Here is a 17,944-nt window from a genome sequence, read left to right as displayed (position 1 = left end):
TTCCCGGGCCGGGTTCCGGTACCCGGGCGCCTTGCGGCGAAACGGGCTCGTCCCCCGGTGGCGGGACCGCCAAGGCCGTCCCCGGACCGCCTTTTGACCACCATTCGGCCTAATCGTGGTGACCTTCGGGGCGGTCGGGCGTTGGTCACGGCACCACCGCCTCCAGTCGGGCGGATGGGTGTTTGTTCGCTATAAGGAGTGACTCTTCATGTCGCGTATTGCCAAGGCTGTCGCCGTGACGGCCGCCGCCGGTGCCGCTCTGGCCGGTTCCGCCGGAGTCGCCGCCGCCGACGCCGGGGCGCAGGGTGCCGCCATCGGCTCCCCGGGCGTCATCTCCGGCAATGTCGTCCAGGTGCCGGTCCACATCCCGGTCAACGCCTGTGGCAACACGGTCAACATCGTCGGCCTGCTGAACCCGGCCTTCGGCAACACCTGCATCAACGGGAACCAGTTCCAGGCCAAGAAGGACCACGGCAAGAAGCACCACGCCAAGAAGGACCACGGGAAGAAGCACTACGACAACAAGGACCACGGCAAGAAGGACTACGGCAAGAAGCACCACGGCGGCCGCTGACCGCGCCGCCGGCCGCGTCCGGATCCGAGAGAACCTCCGGGGAGGAGGCCCGTGGCACGGGCCTCCTCCCCGGAGGTCTTCGCTGCCCGCGACACCGTCCGGGCGGCCCGGCGTCAGGCGGTGGAGTGGACGGCGCAGCGCGCGGTGCTGCCCCGGGGCACGCACCGGGCGGTGGGCGACCACCGCTCGGCGACCGGGAGGCCGTCGACCAGTTCCAGCACCGACTCGGCCACCAGTACGCCGTACTGGTGCACGTCCACGCTCATGGTGGTCAGCGGCGGCGACGCCAGGCGGCACATCGTCGAGTCGTCCCAGGCGATCAGACTGAGCCGCTCGGGGACGGCGACGCCCATCTCCTTGGCCGCGCCCAGCCCGGCGACCGCCATCACGTCGTTGTCGTAGAGGATCGCGGTGGGCGGCTCCGGCCGGCGCAGCAGCTCCGCGGTGAGCCTGGCCCCCGACTCGTCGGAGTAGTCGCCCTCGACGACCACCGGTTCGACTCCGGCCTCCCGGCACCCCTCGACCAGCGCCTCGGTGCGTGCACGGGTGTGCAGCAGTCCCGCCGGGCCGCTGACCCGGGCGATACGGCGGTGGCCGAGGTCGAGCAGGTGCGCCAGCGCCTCGCGCACCGGACCCGCGTCGTCGGTGCGGACCGCGGGCATGGGCGTGCCCCCGTCGCCGCCCTCCGCCGCTCCGCCTCCGGGGGCGTCACTGCCCGCACCCGCCAGGACGGCGGGCAGCCCCAGTTCGCGCAGGACCGGCAGCCGCCGGTCGTCGACGGTGCGGTTGACCACCACGACCGCCTCGACCAGCCCGCGTTCCGCCCACCGTCGGTAGGCGGCGATCTCCGCCTCCTGGTCCGCCACGACGTGCAGCAGGAGGGACAGGCCGCGTTCGGCGAGCCGTTCTTCTATGCCGGCGATGAACTCCATGAAGAACGGCTCGATGCCCAGCAGCCGCGCGGGACGCGCGAGCACCAGCCCGACGGCTCCCGAGAACCCGGCGCCCGCCGTCCCGGTGTGTTCCGAAGCGTCCACTCAGTACCGCACCACCGGAGCGCTCAGGGCGTTGGCGGAGCGCAGCACCGGCGGCTCCGTCAGCACGGCGGGGTCGATGTCGGCGTCGGTCCGCACGGTGAAGGAGTGGCTCTCCCCCGCCGGCAGGGACACCAGCATCTCGTCCACGACCGCGTCGGGGGCGACCCGGTCGGCCAGGATCGCGATGTCGCGCGCGAACGACGAGGCCCTCACGTCCACCCGGTAGCCGCCCGGGACGGCGGCGGCCTCGGCCTTGAGCGGCGCGGGGTCGTAGTCCAGCTCCACGTCCTCGGCGAAGAGGTGCACGGCGCGTGCGTCCGGCGCGGTGGCCACCAGCACCTCCCTGCGTGCGTCGTCCGGGCTGACCAGTGACGTGTCCAGTTCGGTACGGGTGACCGAGCGGGGCGGCACGTCGAGGGAAAGCTTAACGCTCCGCAGTGCGATGCCCGCGAAGGTCTGCCGCTCCAGGAGCAACTCGCCCCTCCACGGCTCGTCGTGGTCGTTGACCGCGATCAGGACGGGCCGGCCGTCGCGGGGCTGGACGGTCAGCAGCCGGGGTGCGTAGGCGTGGCGCAGCCCGTACCACAGCGGCTTGGGCCGCTCGTCGCCGTCCACCGCCGCCCAGGAGGTGACCGGCCAGCAGTCGTTGAGCTGCCAGACGACCGCCCCGGCCGTCCGCGGCCACCAGGAGCGGAAGTGCTCGATGCCGAAGGCGACCGCGCGGGCCTGGTTGAGCTGGGTCGCCCAGTGCCAGTCCTCGAAGGTCCTCGGCTCGGGCAGGTGGGGTGCCATGCCGCGGGCGAGCTTGTCGTTGCCCTCCTCGGCCTTCTGGTGCAGCAGGAAGGCGGGCGAGGTCGGCGTCATCGGCTCGTCGTGGATCCACTTCGTCAGAGTCGCCCAGGTCGGGGGGCCCTGGAAACCGAACTCCGAGCAGAACCGCGGGATGTGGTCGCGGTAGTGGGTGTAGTCGACGCGGTTCCACACCTCCCACTCGTGCCGGGTGCCGTGGTCCTGGTCGTTGGGGTGGGTCCCGTCGATCGGCGCACCGGGGCTGTAGGGGCTGTTGGCGCAGTAGAAGCGGGTCGGGTCGAGTTCGGCCACGATGGAGGGCAGCAGTTCGGTGTAGTAGCGCAGGCCCCAGGTGCGGCCCTGGAGCTGCTCGGGCCAGCCCCAGTCGCGGAAGCCCCACATGTTCTCGTTGGCGCCGTTCCACAGGGCCAGGGAGGGGTGCGGGGTGAGACGGGCGACGTTCTCGCGGGCCTCGGCCTCGATCTCGCTCCACAGCGGTTCCTCCTCGGGGTAGGAGGCGCAGGCGAAGGGGAAGTCCTGCCAGACCAGGACGCCGCGCTCGTCGCAGACGTCGTAGAAGTCCTCGGTCTCGTAGATGCCGCCGCCCCACACCCGCAGCAGGTTCATGTGGGCGCCGACGGCCTGGTCCACGCGGCGCTCGAGCCGCTCGCGGGTGATCCGGGTCAGGAAGTGGTCGTCGGGGATCCAGTTGGCGCCCTTGACGAAGACGGGCCTGCCGTTGACGACGACGGTGAAGGGGGTGCCGATCTCGTCGGGTGCGGTGTCCACGGTGACGGTCCGGAAGCCGATGCGGCGCTCCCAGGTGTCCAGCGGCTCCCGGGAGCCCGCATCCCCGGGGACGCCGAGGGCCACGGCGAGGCCGTACAGGGGCTGATCCCCGTATCCGGCGGGCCACCACAGCCGGGCGCCGGGGACGGTGACGGTGACGGTCGCGGCCGTCTCGCCCGCGGGTACGGTGACGCGCTCGGTGCGGCCGTCCACGGTGGCGGTCAGCTCCAGGGGGGCGTCCCCGCCGGCTCCGCCCGCGCCGGAGCGTTCGACGTCGACGTGGATCTCGGCGCGTCCGGTGCCGTCGGCGTCCACCGTCACCAGCGGGCGCACCCGTGCCAGGCGCGCGGTGTGCCAGCGCTCCAGGCGCACCGGCTTCCAGATGCCCGCGGTCTGCAGGTCCGGTCCCCAGTCCCAGCCGAAGCTGCAGGCCATCTTGCGGACCATGTTGAAGGGGTGCGGGTAGACGTGGTCGCGGCGGCCGAGGTTCCGCTCGACCTCCTCGGCGTACTCCAGTGCGGAGCGGAAGGAGACGGCCAGCTCCTGGGTGCCGCCGGTCAGGGCGTCGCGGACGTCGAAGCGGTAGGCGCGGTGCATGTTGGCCGTGCTGCCCAGCACCTTCCCGTCCAGTTCGACGGTGGCCACGGTGTCCAGGCCGTCGAAGACGAGGTCCACCCGCTCACCGGGCTCCGCGGCGCCGGCCGTGAGGGCGAGCGTGTAGCGCCAGTCGGTGCGGTGGGCCCAGGCCAGCTCCTCCTCGGCCCGGTCCAGGTAGGGGTCGGGGATCAGGCCGGCCGCGAGCAGGTCCAGGTGGGCGCTGCCCGGCACGGCGGCCGGTACGGTCCGGCCCGCGACGCCTGCGGGGACCGGCCCCCCGGTCGCCGACAACTGCCAGCCGTCGTGCAGGGTTTGGCGGATCATCGGCGCTCACTCCTTGGTCGGCTCCGCGGCGCGGAGCGGCTGTTCTGGGAAGGCGTCCGGGAGGGGACGGGAGAGACGGGGGTCGGGAAGGGGCGGGGGAGACGGGGCTGGGAAGGGCGGGAGAGACAGGGCTGGGAAGGGCGGGAGAGACGAAGTCGGGCGGAGAGAAGGCGGTCGGAGGACGGGCGGGAAAAGGCGGCCGGCCTCCGGTGGATTTCTCCCTCACGGGCCGAGTATCGTCGCCCGAGATTCTTACGCCACCGAACAAAGTAAGTCAACGGCGCCTCCGGTGCCGGTTTGGCCAGGACGGAGACACACCGTGGCATCACGTTCCGCTCCCCTCCCCCTCGATGTGACGCACCTGCGGGCGGCCGGCGTCAGCCTCGTACTGGACCTGACCGGCGGCACCCTCCCCCGGGTCCTGCACTGGGGCGCCGACCTCGGCGCGCTCGGCCCCGAGGAGCTGGGCTCCCTGCGGCTGGCCGGGGCACCGCAGCCCATCGGCTTCTCCGTGGACGGCCCGGTCGAGGTCTCGGTGCTGCCCGAGCAGTCGGCCGGCTGGCTGGGCACCCCCGGCCTGGTGGGCAACCGCGGCGGCCGGGACTTCTCCACCGCCTTCGCCGTACGCGAGGCGGCCCTCACCGGACCCGCGGAGGGGTCCCGCTCCTCCGGCGGCGGCGGGGGCGGCACCACCGTCACCGTCCTCGCCCATGACGAGGCCGCGGCCCTGGATCTGGAGCTGGTGATCGAGCTGACCGCGTCCGGACTGGTGCGCCAGCGCGCCACGATCGCCAACCGCGGCTCCTCCCCCTTCACCGTCGACGCCGTGAACCTCACGCTGCCGGTGCCCGCCGAAGCCGTCGAACTGCTGGACTTCACCGGTCACCACCTGCGCGAACGCAGCCCGCAGCGCACCGCCTTCACCCAGGGACTGCGGATGCGGGAGAACCGCACCGGCCGCACCGGCTACGACAGCGCCTACCTGCTGGCCGCGGGCACCGCGGGCTTCGGCAACCGCTCGGGCGAGGTGTGGGCCGTGCACACCGCGTGGTCCGGCAACCACCGCACCTTCGCCGAACGCACCTTCCACTCGGTGTCGCTGCTGGGCTCGGGCGAGCTGCTGCTCTCCGGCGAGGTGGTGCTGGAGCCCGGGGAGTCCTACGCCTCCCCCTGGCAGTACGGCTCCTACGGGCAGCACGGCCTGGACGAGGTCTCCGCCCGCTTCCACCGCTGGCTGCGCTCCCGCCCGCACCACCCCTCCACGCCCCGGCCGGTCACCCTCAACACCTGGGAGGCGGTCTACTTCGACCACGACCTGGACCGGCTGCGCGCCCTGGCCGACGCGGCCGCCGCGGTGGGCGCGGAGCGCTTCGTCCTGGACGACGGCTGGTTCGGCTCGCGCCGCGACGACCGGCGCGCCCTGGGCGACTGGTACGTCTCGGACGAGGTGTGGCCGGACGGGCTGGACCCGCTGACCGGTCATGTCACCGGTCTGGGCATGCAGTTCGGCCTCTGGGTGGAGCCGGAGATGGTCAACGAGGACTCCGACCTGGCCCGCGCCCACCCCGACTGGATCATGGCCGCCGGCGACCGGCTGCCCGGCGCGGCCCGCCACCAGCAGGTCCTGGACCTGGCCCGCCCGGAGGCGTTCGCGTACATCCTCGGGCGCCTGGACGAGCTGCTGGAGGCGTACCCCATCGCGTACCTGAAGTGGGACCACAACCGGGACCTGGTGGACGCCGGGCACCGGCCCACGGGCCGCGCCGGCGTGCACGGCCAGACCCGGGCGGTCTACCGGCTGATGGACGAGCTGCGCCGCCGCCACCCCGGGGTGGAGATCGAGTCCTGCTCCTCCGGCGGCGGGCGGGTGGACCTGGAGATCCTCCAGCGCACCGACCGGGTGTGGGTCTCGGACTGCATCGACGCCCTGGAGCGCCAGGCCATCCAGCGCTGGACGAACGCCCTGATCCCCCTCGAACTCATGGGCACCCACGTGGGGTCGGACGTCGCGCACACCACCGGGCGCCGCCACCCGGTCGACTTCCGGGCGGGCACGGCGCTGTTCGGGCACTTCGGCATCGAGTGGGACCTGACCGCCGCCGCGCCGGAGGAACTGGCGCGGCTGGCGCAGTGGGTGGGCCTCTACAAGGAGCTGCGCGGCCTGCTCCACACCGGCGTCCGCGTCCACGCCGACCACCCGGACCCGGCCCACCGCCTGCACGGGGTGGTCGCCGAGGACGGCTCGGACGCGGTGTACGCCCTCGTCGCCACCGCCTCCTCCGCGATGTACCCGGCCGGTGCGATCCGGCTGCCGGGACTGGACGCGGACGCCGTCTACCGGGTGCGGCCGCAGGCCCCCGGCGACCTGCCGGACGGCAACGCCCACCACTGGGGCGTCCGTCTGCCCTGGTGGACGCCGGAGGGTGTGCGGCTGCCGGGCCGGGTGCTGGCGGCCGCGGGGCTCCAGGCCCCGGTGCTCCACCCCGAGCGGCTGGTGCTGCTGCGCGCGACCCGGGTGTGAGCCGCGCGCTCGGTGGCGGACCGGCCTTCGCCGGTCCGCCACCGAGCGCGGGGGCGCGGACGGGGCACGCCACGCGCTCCCGGTGTGCGCCGGGCACCGGCAGGGCGGGCACGGGCCGTGCGGACGGGACGCGGGGACCCGGGGCACCTCGGCACTCCTCGTCGCCGTGAGCGGCCCCACGGGCGGACCGCCCGCGGGCGTGCGCGGTCCCGGGCAGCCGGGGCCCGGGACCGGGAAGCGCGGACCCCGGCGGCCGACGACGCGCCGTACCGCCGGGCCGGCCTACGCGGTGGCGGTGCCCTCGGCCGCCGGGCGGTCGGCCCGGTCGGCCCCGGGGTGCAGCCAGCACTTCGCGTAGTGGTCGTAGCCCACCTCGAAGTCCTCCGGCATACGGGTGCAGGCCTCGAACGCCACGGGGCAGCGGTCCCGGAAGGTGCACCCCGGATCGTCGCCGGGGAGGGCGGAGCCGCTCGCTGGCTCGATGCCCAGCGCCTCGGTGAGCCGGGCGCGGTCGCGGGCGTCGGGGTTGGGCGCGGCGGCCGCCAGGATCCTGGTGTACGGATGCCGCGGATTGAGGATGACCTCGTCCGCCGGCCCCCTCTCCACCACACGCCCTCGGTACATCACCAGGATGTCGTCGGAGAAGTGCCGTGCGGTGGCGAGGTCGTGGGTGATGTAGAGGACCGCGAGGTCGTCCTCGCGCTGGAGGCGGGCGAGCAGGTTGAGCACGCCCAGCCGGATGGAGACGTCCAGCATGGAGACCGGCTCGTCGGCGATGACGACCTGGGCCCCCGGCGCCAGGGCCCGGGCGATGGCCACGCGCTGGCGCATGCCGCCGGACAGCTCGTGGGGACGGCGCTGGGCGATGTCGGCGGCCGGGGTCAGGTTGACGCGCTCCAGGAGCTGTTCGACCTTCTGTGCGACCTCCGCCTTCCCGCGGGCCCTGCCGTGCAGCTTCAGCGGGCGGGCCAGGTGGTGCTCGACGGTGTGGAAGGGGTTGAGCGAGGCGAAGGGGTCCTGGAAGACCATCTGCACGTGGTCGCGGTAGGCGCGGTCGGCCACCCGCCTCCCGTCGGGGCCGGTGGCGGTGATCTCGCCCGCGGTGGGCTTCTCCAGACGGGCGATCATGCGGGCGACCGTCGACTTGCCCGACCCGGACTCACCGACCAGTGCGACCGTCCTGCCGGGGGCCAGGGTGAAGGAAACGTTGTCAACCGCGCGGAAGCGGGAGTGGCGCAGGCCGGAGCGTATGGAGAAGTCCTTGGTCAGGCCGCGTACTTCGAGCGTCGTCATCGCGAGCCCGCCTCCTTCACGATCGTTTCGGTGCCGGTGCCGGTGCCGGTGCCGGTGCCGGTGCCGGTGCGCTCGCGGGCGCTGGACTCCCCGGTGCGGATGAACGCACCCCGCTCGCCGGTGAGACTGGGGAAGGAGTCGAGCAGCCTGCGGGTGTAGGGGTGCTTCGGGTCGCGGTGGATCTCGTCGGCGGTGGCGTACTCGACCACCTCGCCGTCGCGCATGACCGCGATGCGGTCGCTCAGCTCCAGCAGCAGCGGCAGGTCGTGGGTGATGAAGACGACGGCGAAGCCCAGTTCGTCGCGGAAGCGCAGGATCTCCCTCAGGATGCCGCGCTGGACCACCACGTCGAGGGCGGTGGTGGGTTCGTCCATGATCATCACCTGGGGGTCGAGCAGCAGCGCCATGGCGATCATGACACGCTGCCGCATGCCCCCGGAGAGCTCGTGCGGGAAGGAGTCCAGCCGCCTCGGATCGACCCCGACCAGGCGGAGCACCTCGGCGCACCGCTCGCGGCGGGCCTGCGCGGACATCCCGGGGCGGTGGGTGGTGAGCACGTCCTCCAGCTGAGCCCGGATGGAGATGACCGGGTTCAGGGCGTTCATCGCGCCCTGGAAGACCATCGACAGCTTCGACCAGCGGAAGGCGCGCAGCTCCTCCTTGCCCAGGGCGAGCAGGTCGAGGTCGGAGCCGTCGCGGTCGTGGAAGACGACCGATCCCGAGGTGACCTCGGCCGGCGGCCGGTGCAGCCGGTTGATCGCGTACGCGAGCGTGGTCTTGCCGCAGCCGGACTCCCCGGCCAGGCCGAGGATCTCGCCGCGGCCGAGGGTGAGCGAGACGTCCTTGACGGCGTGGGTGGGCTTCTCGCCCCGGTAGACCACGTTGAGGTTCTCCACCGTCAGGACGGCGTCCCGGCCGGATTCCTCGCGGCCGGGGACGGAACGGTCCGCGGCCGTACGGGGCTTGCGCCCTGCGGCGCTCCCGTCCCCGCGGGTGCGGCGGGACGCGGCCGGAACGGTGCGCAGCTTGGGGTTGATGATCTCGTCGATGCTGAAGTTGATCAGGGAGAGGCCGCAGCCGAACAGCGCGATGATCAGGCCGGGCGGGCCGAACCACCACCACGCCTCCCGCTGGAGGGCGAAGCCGTTCTGGGCGTAGTAGAGCATCGTGCCGAGCGTGTCGGAGCCCGAGGCGCCCAGGCCCAGGAAGGACAGGCCCGCCTCGCTGAGGATGGCCAGGATGACGGCGAACACGAACTGCGAGGCCATCAGCGGCAGCAGGTTGGGCAGGATCTCCACGGAAACGATTCGCCAGGGCTTCTCGCCCGCCACCTTCGCCGCGGCGACGTAGTCGCGGTTGCGCAGGGAGAGGGTCTGGGCGCGCAGCACCCGGGCGGAGGCCGCCCAGCCGGTGATCGCCAGGACGACCGCGATGGTCCACCAGCCGCGCTGCTCCGCGGGGACGAAGCCGGCGATGACGATCACCAGCGGCAGGCCGGGGATCACCAGCATCACGTTGGAGAACAGGGAGAAGCCCTCGTCCACCGCACCGCCGGCGTAGCCGCCGATGACGCCGAAGACCGCGGACAGCAAGGTGGCCAGGACCCCCACCAGCAGACCGATCTGCAGCGAGCCGCGGGTGGAGTGGGCCAGCAGGGCCAGCACGTCCTGGCCGGTCTGGGTGGTGCCCAGCCAGAACTCGCCTCCGGGCGGGGTCATGCTGATGTTGCGGATGGTGTCGGGATCGCCGGTCAGCAGCGGTCCGAGGATCCCGAACAGGGCGATGGCGCCCACCAGGCCCAGGCCGATCCCGAGCTTGGGCGACCAGCGCGGCACCAGGGAGCGCCAGCCGCCGGAGCCGGGGCGCCGGGGGGCCGGGGAGACGCCGGTGGTGCCGGCCGGGGTGCCCGGCGCCGCGCCGGCGGTCTCGGCGGGCGGGTTGATGTTCGTCACGGTGTCGGTTCCTCAGCTCTCAGTTGCCGGCGCGGGTGCGGGGGTCGATGAGGCCGTACAGCAGGTCGACGACCAGGTTGGCGCCCAGCACGGCCACCGTGATGACCAGGAAGATCCCCTGCATCAGGGCGTAGTCGTTGTTCTCCACGGCCTGCAGCAGCCTCGATCCGATGCCGGGGTAGGAGAAGACCTGCTCGGTGATGACCGAACCGGAGACCACGAAGCCGAGGGAGATCGCGAAGCCGGCGACGGACGGCAGGACCGCGTTGCGCGCGGCGTAGCGGGTCATGATGCGCCGGTCGCGCAGCCCCTTGGCCTGGGCGGTGAGGATGTAGTCCTCCGACACCGTCGAGACCATCATGTTCCGCATCCCCAGCAGCCAGCCGCCCACCGAGGAGATCACGATCGTCAGGGCGGGGAGGGTGCCGTGGTAGACCGCCGAGGCGATGAACTCGCCGTCCCAGCCCGGGGTGAGGATCACGTCGTACCCGCCGTTGAGCGGGAACCAGCTCAGGGCCGTGGCGAAGATCGCGACCAGGATCAGCGCCAGCCAGAAGTACGGCACCGCCGCGAGCACGGTGGTGGCCGGGATGAGCGAGTCCAGCCAGGAGCCGCGCTTCCACCCGACGACGGCCCCGAGCCCGACGCCGAGCAGGAAGGACAGCAGGGTGGCGATGCCCACCAGCACGATCGTCCAGGGCAGCGCGTCCCCGATGACGGTGGCGACCTCCGCCGGGAAGACGCTCACCGAGATGCCCAGATCGCCGCGGAACAGGTTGGCCAGGTACGAGAAGTACTGGGTCACCAGCGGTTCGCCGGTGTCGGTTCCGAGGAGGAGCTCGTAGGATCTGCGGACCGACGGGTCGGTTGCGCCGCCTCGCTGCTGCAGCTTCGCCATGAGGGTGTCCACCGGGTTCCCCGGCATCATCCTCGGGATGAAGAAGTTCAGAGTCAGCGCCGCCCACAGGGCGACCAGATAGAACCCGAGCTTCCGGGCGTAGTACCTCACCGATCTCCGCCTATCACTGTGTGCCTCTCCTCGGAACCGTTCACTGCCGTGTCACCGCCGCGCCGGCCGCCGGGCCGTCACTTGCCGGCGGGCTTGAGGGCCTTGTAGATCTGGGCCTGGTCGGGGCGGCTCCAGACCGCCGGGACGGCGTAGAGGTTGTACTCCGTCGGCCAGCCCTCGAACTTGGAGGCGTGGTACTCGCTGGTGGTGCCGGCGGTGAGGATCGGGATGTAGGGCATGTCCTCCTCGATCCGGGTCTGGATGGCGTCGTACTGCCTCTGGCGCTGCTCGGCCGCCTCGGGCGAGATCTTCTTCAGCTCCTTCAGCGCCCTGTCCACCCGCGGGTCGCTGTAGCGGGCGAAGTTCGGGTTCGCCGTCTCGCCGACCTCGGCGGTGGTCTCGCTGCTGAAGAAGTAGCTGTAGGTGTAGTAGGGGTCGGGCGTCGGCCCCGGGTACAGCGAGTCGATCAGCAGCTGGTACTTGCCCTGGCCGCGTGCCTCTGACCACTCGTTCCAGGAGGACTGCTGGGAGGTCAGCTTGATGCCGGCCTTCTTGAGCTGCTCGGCCATGGTGTCGACGGCGGTGATGTAGTCGGTCCAGCCGGAGACGACCCGGACGGTCAGGGAGAGTTCCCTGCCGTCCTTGGTGTAGATGCCGTCCGGGCCCTTGGCGTAGCCGGCCTGCTCCAGCAGCCGCGTGGCCTTGGAGACGTTCGGCTTCATCGGGGCCAGGTTCTCCTTGAGCTTCCCCGAGACGAGCTCCTCGTTGCTCTCCACCAGCGCGAATCCGGGCGATATCTGGCTGGAGGTGCCCTGGAAGGCCAGCGAGTTGATCTGGGAGCGGTCCATGGCGTAGTAGATCGCCTTGCGCACCGCGGGGTCCGTCTGCGGGCCCTCGCAGCCCATCTCCGCGTCGGAGCAGGTCATCAGGGCGGTCTGGTTGATGGGGACGGTGACGGCCTTGTAGCCCGGGTAGTTCTTCTCGACGTTCTTCATGTCCGGGACCGGGCCGGTCTGCCAGTCGATCTTCGCCGCCTTCAGGGCGTCCGCGCCGGCCTGGTTGCCCGACAGTGCGATGTAGCGGACCTGCTTGACCGCGGGCTCGCCGTCCCAGTAGTCGGGGTTGGCCTTGAGCGTGAAGGCCTGGCCCTTGAAGTCGCCCAGCAGGTAGGGGCCGGTGCCGACGGGCTTGGTGACGGTGTTCTTGGAGGGCTCCTCGAAGTCCTTCCAGACGTGCTCGGGGACGATGAAGATCTTGCCCAGGATCTGCGGGCCGTCCATGTAGGACGGCTCGTCGAAGGTGATCTTCACATGGGTGTCGTCGACGGCCTCGGCCCTGCCCGTGTAGCCGGTGCCGTTCATCTCCTTGTACTTGGAGATCATGTCCAGCGTGAAGACGACGTCGTCGGCGGTGAACGCCTCGCCGTCCGACCACTTGACGCCCTCGCGCAGGGTGACCGAGAGCTCGGTGCCGTCCTCGTTCCAGGAGTACTCGGTGCCCAGCAGCGGCTCGGCCGGCTCGTCGCGGACCTGGTTGAAGTAGAAGAGGGGCTCGAAGATCGTGCCCGGCCCCTCGTTCATGGTCGGCGAGAACGGGTTGAAGTTGGCCTGGTAGTCGCCCGCCTGCCCCGTGAAGACCACCAGGGTCTCGTCCTTGGCGCCGCCGCTGCCGCCCGATCCCGAGCAGGCCGTGGCCAGCAGGGCGATCGCGGCCATCCCGGCCGCTGCGACGCGCGCGCGGCGGCGTCTTGCTTGCTGGAACATGGTGGATGGTTCCTCTCGTCCTGGAGGGGCACGTCCGTGTGCCGTTCGACCGCCTCGGGGGCGGCGGGTCGCTCAGTGGGGCGATTCTTAAGTCGCCGAAGAAAGAAAGTCAATACTCCTGCGGGCCCCAGGGGCACAGAGACGCAAGTGAGACCAAGAGCCGGACGGGGCACGGGAGGCGACCGCCCGGGCACCGGGAGAAGCAGGGGGAAGAATACGAGGGAAGACGCCCGGCGGGGGCCGTTCCCGGGAAGAGGCGCCGGACGCGAGGGGGTGCGGACGCCCGCCCGGGCGGGCACTTGCCCGTCTTCGATAGGCAAATAAACTAACGGTTCGTACACGCGCGGCGCGGACCGCGCGGAGCACATCGACAGTGGCCCCGCCGCGGCGGGGCCGCGGGTGGAGGAACCAGTGAGCGGACCGGCTCGGGCCACGGCCCACGCGAGCAGCAGGGCGGCCGTCCTCGACGTGATCCGCGCGGCGGGCACCATCAGCCGGGTCGGCCTCATCAACGCCACCGGGTTCACCGGCGCGACGATCTCGACCGTCGTACGCCGCCTCATCGACGACGGACTGGTGGTGGAGACCGGGCGCGCGGAGTCCACCGGCGGCAAGCGCCGCGTCCTGCTCCAGCTCAACCAGTCCTCCAGGTACGCGGTCGGAGTCCACCTCGACCACGCGGGCATCACCTACGTCCTCACCGACCTCGGCGGCTCGGTCGTCGCCCGGATGTCCCGGGCGGGCGCGGGGGCCGAGGACCCCCCGGCCGTCGTCGAGCGCATGGCCGGCGAGGTCGGCGCCCTCATCGAGGGCGTCGGCGTCGGGCGCGAGCGGGTGCTCGGCCTGGGCCTGGTCTCCCCCGGCCCCCTGACCCCCACCAGCGGCATGCGGCTGACCCCGCCCCTGATGCGGCACTGGGAGGACTTCCCCCTCGACCGGGCCCTGGAGGAGGCCACCGGGCTGCCCGTGGTCTCCGACAACGACGCCACGGCGGCGGCCCTGGGCGAGCACTGGTCCGGCGGCGTCGGCGCGGCCGCGACCTTCGCCGCGCTGTACATGGGCACCGGCATCGGCGCGGGCCTGCTGGTCGACGGGATGACCTACCGCGGCGCCAGCGGGAACGCGGGCGAGATCGGCCACAGCTGCCTGGCCGTGGACGGCCCGGAGTGCTGGTGCGGGGCCCGGGGGTGCGTCGAGGCCCTGGCCGGTCCCTCCGCCGTCGTCGCCGCCGCCCGCGCCGACCGGGCCCTGGCCCGCGCGGCCGGGCTGGACGGGGGCTCCGGGCGCCGCCGGGCGTCGGTGACGGCGGACTTCGCGGCCGTCACCCGGGCCGCGCGCCGCGGCGAACCGGGGGCGCGCGCCCTGCTGGAGCGATCGGCGCGCTATCTGGCGGTGGCCGCCCGCACGCTGGCCAACATCATGGACCTGGAACTGCTGGTGCTGACCGGCCCGAGCCTGGCGATCGCGGGATCGGTGTACCTGCCGGTGGTGCGCGAGGAGCTGGACCGCGCCTTCTTCTCCCGCGCGGCGCACCCGGTCGCCGTCCGGCTCTCCCGGTCGGCCGCCACCGCGCCCGCGATCGGCGCCGCCGCCATGGTGCTGCAGTCGGAGCTCGTACCGCTGCGCCAGGGGCTGCGCCTGCCGGAGAACCTCAGGGACTCCGAGCCCGCCCCGGTGGAGCGGTCCAGCGCCTGAGGCGGTCCGTGCCGGTCCGTACGCCGCGGCGCGGCCGGGCCCCGCGGCGGTCCCGCGGAGCCCGGCGACGGCCGTACCCCTCAGGCGGCGGTGACCCGCACCCCCTCGCCGCGGCCGGCGCCCGCGGTGCGCGCGAACAGCGAGCCCAGCGCCCACGCGCCGGGGCCGAGCGCGGCGATGAGGAGGAAGGCCCAGCAGAACATCGCCGCGGCCTCCCCGCCGTTCTGTATCGGGAAGAGCGCGTCGGCCTGGTGCTTGACGAAGTAGGCGTACGCCATCGAGCCCGAGCAGAGCACCGCGGCGACACGGGTGCCGACGCCCAGCATCACCAGGCCGCCCCCGACGAGCTGGATGACGGCGGCCCACCAGGCGGGCCACTGGCCGACCCCGGGCACCTGGCCGCCGTGGGGTCCGCCTAACACGTTGAAAAGGGTCGCCGCGCCGTGGCAGGCGAACAGCAGCCCCACCACGATCCGGTAGAGCCCGAGCACATGGTCCCTGTACCTGTCCAGCAGTTCCATCAGGTGTCCTCTCTCGGCCGTCCCGCCACCGCTCACCGCGTCCTCGCGGGTGCCGCGACGGCCATGTCGTAAGCGAGCTGGGGTATGAACTGCCCGGCCGGACCGGCGCAGCCGTCCGCCTCGCCGGGGAGCTTGACCCACAGGAAGGCGGCGATCCTCTCGTCGCCGGTCCGGTCGGTCGTCGGGGTTCCGATCGCCCGCCCCGACGGATCGCACCACTGGCCTCCGGCGGGCCCGTTGCCGTTGCGGCTGGTGTCGATCACCGCACGCAGGCCCGGCGATCCGATCGCGTTCAGGACCGCCTTGGCGTAGGCGGTCTCGTCGGCGGTGCGGTTGTAGTTGGAGACGTTGGTGGAGATGCCGTCGGCGCTCTCGGTGATACCGGCCGCCCTCAGCCGGGAGGCCATCTCCGCAGGCGGGTGCCAGTTCGAGTGCGCGGCGTCGAAGTACACCTTCGCGCGGGACGAGGCCGCCTTGAGCGCCCTGCCCGCGTAGGCCATCGACTCCCGGGTCCGGGCCTGCTGCTCGGCGCTCTGACAGTTCGTCATCAGGGCCAGGACGTCCGGCTCGACGACGATGGCGGCCGGCCGGCCCTCCAGCCCGGCGGCCAGCTCGTCGATCCACTGCCGGTAGGCGGAGTGGCTGGGGGCCCCGCCTCCGCTGGCGCCGCCGCAGTCGCGGTTGGGCATGTTGTAGACCACCAGGATCGGGATCCCGCCCGCCTCCTCGGCGGCCGCGACGAGCGAGTCCACCTCGGCGCGGACCGTGCCGGTGTTGGTCGTGGTGAACCACTGGCCCTGCGGGACGGAGGCGATCCGGTCGCGGATCACGGGCGCGCGCGGGTCTCCCGGATTGGCCGCCACCCAGCGGGCGGCCTGGGTGCCGGGATTGACGTAGTAGGGCGAGGCCGCGTCGGCGGTCGCCTGCGCGGCCTCGCCCGGCAGGAGCAGCGCCGCGCCGGCGGCCGCCAGCGCTGCCGCGGCCAGCGCGAGCGCGCGACCGGTCGATGGAAGGGTCTTGCGGAGCATGCGTACTCCTCGGTGGGGGACACGGGCCGCTGTTCGCCGGCGGCCCGTCGCGGCTCCGGACAGTCCGGTCCCCGCTTCCGCACGACCTGGACGGAGTGTGTCCATGTCATGCGGAAGCCCGGGGCTCGGCCGGGCGTGGGGGCCTGGAGAGCACGATCACCGGATCGGCGGTGCGGTGCCGCGGTGGACGCCGACCGTCGGCGGCCGACCGCCGATCCGGAGCATGTGATCTGGACCACTGCATGGGAGCGCTCCCAAAGAGAGTAGCGACACTGGGGTCCGAGTCAAGGGAAACTGCACGGTAGCCGAACGGCGACGCCCACCTGAACAGGCATGCGGCGACAGAAGGGGGCATCGCGACGCCTCCCGAGGGCGTCACCTTTCACCGACACTCCCATGGGAGCGGTCCCAAAGCAGGTCCCGAAGCACCCCTCCTCCCCCGTCCGGCACTTCCGGCTCCCCCTCCCCTCACTTGTCAGGAGGAGTGCGCCGGGGGCAGGGTGGCGGTGTCTCTGACCGCCGTCGGCCGTCGCGGGCGGGGCGACCGGCGATGCGAACACGAAAACGGAGTGGTTCGTGGAAGCGATCGACCCGGCCTACGGAACGACGACGCTGCTGCTGATGGCCGCGGGCGCCGTGGCCCTGCTGCTGTTCCTGATCATGAAGGTGAGACTGCACGCCTTCGTGTCGCTGGTCCTGGTGAGCGCGGTGACCGCGATCGCGGTCGGTTTCCCCCTGGCCGACATCCCCGACGTCCTGATGTTCGGCTTCGCCGACACCATCGGCTCGGTGGCCCTCCTGGTCGCCTTCGGAGTGATGCTCGGCCGGCTGCTGGAGATCACCGGCGGCGCCCAGGTACTGGCCGACACCCTGATCAACCGCTTCGGGGAGCGCCGGGCGCCGCTGGCGCTGGGAGCGGCCGCGCTCCTCTTCGGCTTCCCGATCTTCTTCGACGCCGGGCTGGTGGTGTTCCTGCCCATCATCCTGACCGTGGCACGGCGCTTCGGCGGTTCGCTGCTGCTGTACGCCCTGCCCGCGGCCGGCGCCTTCGCCGCCATGCACGCCATCGTCCCGCCCCACCCGGGACCGGTCGCCGCCTCCGAGGTGCTCGGCGCGGACATCGGCCTCACCCTGCTGGTGGGCCTGCCCGTCGCGGTGGTGGCGTGGTACGTCGGCGTCCTGCTGGTCTCGCGCTTCCTCGGCTCCCGCGTCCACGTCTCCCTGCCCGACGTCGTCTTCGGCGAGGCGCGCGACGCCCACGGGCGCGGCGAGGGGGATCGCGCGGACGGCACCGGCGAGGAGCGGCTCGGCGAGCGGCCGCCGTCCTTCGGCACGGTCCTCGGCCTGCTGCTGATCCCCCTGGTGCTGATCTCCTTCGACACCGTCCTGAGCACACTGGTCACCGCGGGCGCCATCGACGAGGGCGAGGACTGGGCGGAGTTCCTGGGCCTGCTGGGCTTCACCCCGATCGCCCTGATGATCACCGTCATCGCCGCGATCCTCGTGCTGGGGCGGCCGCGCGCCCCGATGGGGAGGGTCGGCGACATCATCGACGGCGCCCTCGGGCCGGTCTGCTCCATCATCCTGATCACCGGCGCGGGCGGCATGTTCGGCGGTGTGCTGGAGCTGTCCGGCATCGGGACCGCGCTCAGCGACTCCCTGTCCGGTCTGGGCATGTCCCTGATCGTCCAGGCATTCGTGATCGCCACCCTGCTGCGCGTCGCCCAGGGATCGGCCACGGTCGCCCTGACCACCGCCTCCGGCCTGATCGCCGGGGCGGCCCGCGCCGCGGAGCTGAGCGATCTGAAGCTCACCCTGCTGGTGGTGGCCGTCGCGGCGGGCGCCACGGTGCTCTCGCACGTGAACGACTCCGGCTTCTGGCTGGTGAGCCGCTTCTTCGGGATGGACGTCAAGACCACCCTGCGGACCTGGACGGTGATGGAGACGACCCTGGGCCTGTCGGCGTTCCTGATCGCCCTGGGGCTGTGGGCGGTGGTCTGATCCCGGCCCCGCACCGGCCGCCGCCGGTGCGGGGCCGCCACCGGTCCGTCA

12 protein-coding genes are annotated in these 17,944 nt (G+C 72.5%); 4 read left to right on the top strand and 8 right to left on the bottom strand.

Going from position 1 to position 17,944, the window contains the following annotated elements; all coding sequences use genetic code 11:
- Positions 1-208 precede the first annotated feature (208 nt).
- A complete protein-coding gene (locus QPK52_RS23780; RefSeq protein ID WP_410539505.1) occupies positions 209-574 on the top strand; it encodes a chaplin in 366 nt (121 codons plus the stop codon).
- Between the two features lie 113 nt (positions 575-687).
- Here the strand turns inward: QPK52_RS23780 and QPK52_RS23775 are convergent, their stop codons facing one another.
- Positions 688-1,611, bottom strand: coding sequence for a LacI family DNA-binding transcriptional regulator (locus tag QPK52_RS23775; RefSeq protein WP_410539504.1), 924 nt, complete (start codon positions 1,609-1,611; stop codon positions 688-690).
- Positions 1,612-4,110, bottom strand: coding sequence for a glycoside hydrolase family 2 protein (locus QPK52_RS23770; RefSeq protein ID WP_410539503.1), 2,499 nt, complete (start codon positions 4,108-4,110; stop codon positions 1,612-1,614).
- A gap of 319 nt (positions 4,111-4,429) precedes the next feature.
- Between QPK52_RS23770 and QPK52_RS23765 the strand changes: the two genes are divergently transcribed.
- On the top strand, positions 4,430-6,631 hold the full coding sequence (locus QPK52_RS23765; protein ID WP_410539502.1) for an alpha-galactosidase: 2,202 nt from the start codon (positions 4,430-4,432) through the stop codon (positions 6,629-6,631).
- Positions 6,632-6,913: 282 nt separating this feature from the next.
- Here QPK52_RS23765 and QPK52_RS23760 read toward each other — a convergent pair whose 3' ends face one another.
- The 4 genes from QPK52_RS23760 to QPK52_RS23745 all read right to left on the bottom strand — a co-directional run bounded on the left by QPK52_RS23760 (position 6,914) and on the right by QPK52_RS23745 (position 12,648).
- Positions 6,914-7,924 (bottom strand): ABC transporter ATP-binding protein, encoded by a 1,011-nt coding sequence (locus QPK52_RS23760; protein ID WP_410539501.1) that lies wholly within the window; start codon positions 7,922-7,924, stop codon positions 6,914-6,916.
- The gene (locus QPK52_RS23755; protein ID WP_410539500.1) at positions 7,921-9,876 is read right to left on the bottom strand and encodes a dipeptide/oligopeptide/nickel ABC transporter permease/ATP-binding protein; all 1,956 of its coding nucleotides are present in this window, start codon (positions 9,874-9,876) and stop codon (positions 7,921-7,923) included. Before QPK52_RS23755 ends, QPK52_RS23760 begins: the two co-directional genes overlap by 4 nt.
- 19 nt (positions 9,877-9,895) lie before the next feature.
- On the bottom strand, positions 9,896-10,885 hold the full coding sequence (locus QPK52_RS23750) for an ABC transporter permease (RefSeq protein ID WP_093656434.1): 990 nt from the start codon (positions 10,883-10,885) through the stop codon (positions 9,896-9,898).
- A gap of 77 nt (positions 10,886-10,962) precedes the next feature.
- Complete coding sequence (locus QPK52_RS23745) at positions 10,963-12,648, bottom strand: ABC transporter substrate-binding protein (protein WP_410539499.1); 1,686 nt, start codon at positions 12,646-12,648, stop codon at positions 10,963-10,965.
- 411 nt (positions 12,649-13,059) lie between these two features.
- Between QPK52_RS23745 and QPK52_RS23740 the strand changes: the two genes are divergently transcribed.
- A complete protein-coding gene (locus QPK52_RS23740; protein WP_410539498.1) occupies positions 13,060-14,343 on the top strand; it encodes an ROK family protein in 1,284 nt (427 codons plus the stop codon).
- An 80-nt stretch (positions 14,344-14,423) separates the two neighbouring features.
- Here QPK52_RS23740 and QPK52_RS23735 read toward each other — a convergent pair whose 3' ends face one another.
- Positions 14,424-14,864, bottom strand: a complete 441-nt coding sequence (locus QPK52_RS23735) for a DoxX family protein (protein WP_410539497.1) — start codon at positions 14,862-14,864, stop codon at positions 14,424-14,426.
- Between the two features lie 32 nt (positions 14,865-14,896).
- On the bottom strand, positions 14,897-15,892 hold the full coding sequence (locus QPK52_RS23730; protein WP_410539496.1) for a glycoside hydrolase family 6 protein: 996 nt from the start codon (positions 15,890-15,892) through the stop codon (positions 14,897-14,899).
- Positions 15,893-16,468: 576 nt separating this feature from the next.
- On the opposite strand from QPK52_RS23730, the gene QPK52_RS23725 reads away from it, so the two are divergent.
- A complete protein-coding gene (locus QPK52_RS23725; RefSeq protein WP_410539495.1) occupies positions 16,469-17,893 on the top strand; it encodes a GntP family permease in 1,425 nt (474 codons plus the stop codon).
- The last annotated feature ends 51 nt before the right edge of the window (positions 17,894-17,944 follow it).

The organism is Streptomyces sp. KL2 (assembly GCF_046529545.1).
Taxonomy (GTDB): domain Bacteria; phylum Actinomycetota; class Actinomycetes; order Streptomycetales; family Streptomycetaceae; genus Streptomyces; species Streptomyces radiopugnans.
The sequence above is the reverse complement of the archived record's forward strand: the minus strand, read 5'-3'. Positions and strand labels throughout refer to the sequence as shown.